Source organism: Streptomyces sp. NPDC056160 (assembly GCF_042268205.1).
Taxonomy (GTDB): Bacteria; Actinomycetota; Actinomycetes; order Streptomycetales; family Streptomycetaceae; genus Streptomyces.
In genome coordinates this window covers 1-2,530 of sequence record NZ_JBHJUW010000307.1, presented here as the reverse complement: position 1 = coordinate 2,530, position 2,530 = coordinate 1, and the positions used below count along the sequence as shown (strand labels likewise).

The window sequence follows — 2,530 nt, the reverse complement described above, 5'->3', positions numbered from 1 at the left end:
GCCCCGGCGTCTGACGCCATCCCCCCACCCACGACCAGCGGTCCTTCCCCAACCTCAACCACGAAACGGACAAGAGCTCACGTTCCGCACTCTCAAGATCCCAGTCTCCAGGTGTCCACGATCAAGGGGAAGCTTCATTCCGCGTTTCTGATCAACTCCTGGACAGCTCACCTCGTGAAAGCGCGAGGTTAGGAACTGCGGTTCAAATCCTGGGAGCCCATCCGCTACTGCGAGTACTCTGCGCGGCTACTGTCCCCTGGCTGCTGTTGCCGGGGGACGACGAGTTTGCGACTGAAGGTCATGATGAGCGTGTCGTCTTGGTTGTGGCCGCGGGTTTCAATGATGACCAGTCCGCGCTCGGGCCGGTCCGGGATGTCATCTTTGGCGAGTATCTCGCTCTCGGCGTACAGGGTCTCTCCGTGCATGAGGGGGGCGCAGTGGTCGATCTTCTCGAAGCCGTGGTGGGTGATAGCTTTGCCTGCGACATCCGCCTCTGACAGGCCCAGGAGCAGTGAGAAGATGTAGCTGCCGATGACGAGGGGCTGCTTGTGGCGGGTGGCGGTGCTCGCGTAGTGGGCATCCAGGTGGAGCGGGTGCCGGACCATGGTCAGGAGGCAGAACAGGTGGTGGTCGTACTCGGTGACGGTCTTTCCTGGCCAGTGCCGGTAGACAGAGCCCACCTCGAAGTCTTCGAAGGTTCTGCCGAAGCTCATCACGCTTCGCCTTCCGTCGCTTTTCGGAGCGCGCCCTGCTGGGCAAGGCTTGTGTGCCAGGTGCCCAGAGCTAGTTCCATGGTGATGCCCGGGCCGAATCCGGCGATGACGCCACAGGCGCCTTCGCGGGGGCGGCTGCCGGCGGTGCGGCGCAGGACGTCGAAGACGGCGGCCGAGGCCACGTTGCCGTGATGGGACAGGGTGTACCAGCTGTCGGCGAGTCCGGCGTCGGGAACGCCGCCGTGGGTGCGCATAGCGTCCAGGACGCGGGGGCCGCCAGTGTGCACGATGTAAAAGTCCAGCCCTGGCAACTGCAGGCCGTTCTTCTCGATGAAAGCGTTCAGCTGGGGAATCATCTGCTGCATGATCCCTGGGACACTCTTGTTGAGGCGGAAGTGGAAGCCGGTGTCCTTGACATCGTAGGCGATCCAGGCGCTGGTACCGGGCATCACGTGAGAAGTCTGCGCGTGCAGGCGTACCCCGGTGCCTTCACCGTCACCGCGCACCACGGCGGCGGCGACGGCGTCGCCGAACAGTCCGTTGGACAACAGGCTACTGACGTCGTGGTCGTCGGGCTGGTAACACAGGGAACAGAACTCGCAGGAGACGATCAGGGCGTTGGCGCCGGGGTGGGCTACGCAGTAGTCGGTCGCGCGATTGATTGCCGCGGTGCCTGCGGCGCAGCCGAGTTGAGCGATGGGCAGCTGTACGGTGTCGGTGCGGAATCCCAACTCGTTGATCATCCATGACGTGAGGGAGGGCATCATGAATCCCGTGCAGGAGACCAGCACGATGGTATCGATGTCCTCGGCCTTCAGTTCGGCATGAGCGAGAGCTTCACTGACCACGGGAGGCACGCGTTTCTTGGCTTCGATCTCGAAGACGCGATTGCGATGAGCGAATCCAGTGTCCTGCAGAGTCTCGTCGATGGGGCGGATGATATGCCGCTTGATCACGCCAGTGTTCTCGATCAGGCGTAGCACTAGACGCAGTTGAGGGTGGTCTGCGTGCAGTCGTGCGGCGAGGGCCAGCGTGTCCTCTTGCGTGATCACATGCTCGGGTACGGCGACGGCGGGCCTACACAGCAGCGGCAGCGGCATCGCGCCCACCCCCCGCGACGATCCACTCGGCGTGGAAGGTGCTCTCGGCCGTGCCGTGAGCACATTTTCTACTGTTCGCAGCCACCGCGGCTCCAGATATGCAGTATGGCGCCGTTGACGTGTCTTCGTCCGCCTTGAGGATGGCGATTCTCGGGTCGCCCAGGTGTTCCTGGACCCAGTCGTCTAAGAGGACGTCGCTGTGGCTCATGCTCTGTCTCCTCCGGGGCAGTTGTCAGCGGGGCACGCGATTTGAGTGAGCGCCGCCCGGACTCTCCGCCTCGGCGCTCACTCATGAAACGCGCATGCCAAGCCCTCCGGTTCACCTCTCGGCTGAGGAATGGACGCCCTGGTGATGGTAACACTGACGGGGGTGGGGGTCTGTCAAACGAGCGGCCCTGTCTCACTTTCGGTGGTACTCAGGTTGAACTCGTGGGTCACTTCCCCTCGGAACCCGCCGCGTTGAAGTGCGTCTACATGGCGCTGACGAGCCTGGACCCGACCGGCAAGGGACGACGCCGCTGGACGATGCGCTGGAAGGCGCCGCTGAACGCGTTCCAGATCGCCTTCGAAGGCCGACTCACCCCCACCAGCCACTGACCTCAACAACCAAGATCAGCCGTTGTGAATCGCCCCGGGTTTGATGGAGACATCGAAGACCCGGAAGGATGTCCCGTACTGGGGCTGGGGCGACCTTCCGGATCAGTACGGACGTCGGTG

2 protein-coding genes and 1 pseudogene are annotated in these 2,530 nt (G+C 63.3%); 1 reads left to right on the top strand and 2 read right to left on the bottom strand.

The genetic code is table 11. The annotated features are described in order from the left end of the window. Positions 1-224: 224 nt before the first annotated feature. Both ACFC02_RS42245 and ACFC02_RS42240 read right to left on the bottom strand, forming a co-directional pair. The gene (locus ACFC02_RS42245) at positions 225-713 is read right to left on the bottom strand and encodes a MaoC family dehydratase (RefSeq protein WP_376368291.1); all 489 of its coding nucleotides are present in this window, start codon (positions 711-713) and stop codon (positions 225-227) included. Beyond that, the gene (locus ACFC02_RS42240) at positions 713-1,807 is read right to left on the bottom strand and encodes a type III polyketide synthase (protein WP_376368293.1); all 1,095 of its coding nucleotides are present in this window, start codon (positions 1,805-1,807) and stop codon (positions 713-715) included. Before ACFC02_RS42240 ends, ACFC02_RS42245 begins: the two co-directional genes overlap by 1 nt. Positions 1,808-2,245: 438 nt before the next feature. Here ACFC02_RS42240 and ACFC02_RS42235 point away from each other — a divergent pair. After that, positions 2,246-2,410: pseudogene (locus ACFC02_RS42235) on the top strand (IS256 family transposase); the annotation flags it as partial. Between the last annotated feature and the right edge of the window lie 120 nt (positions 2,411-2,530).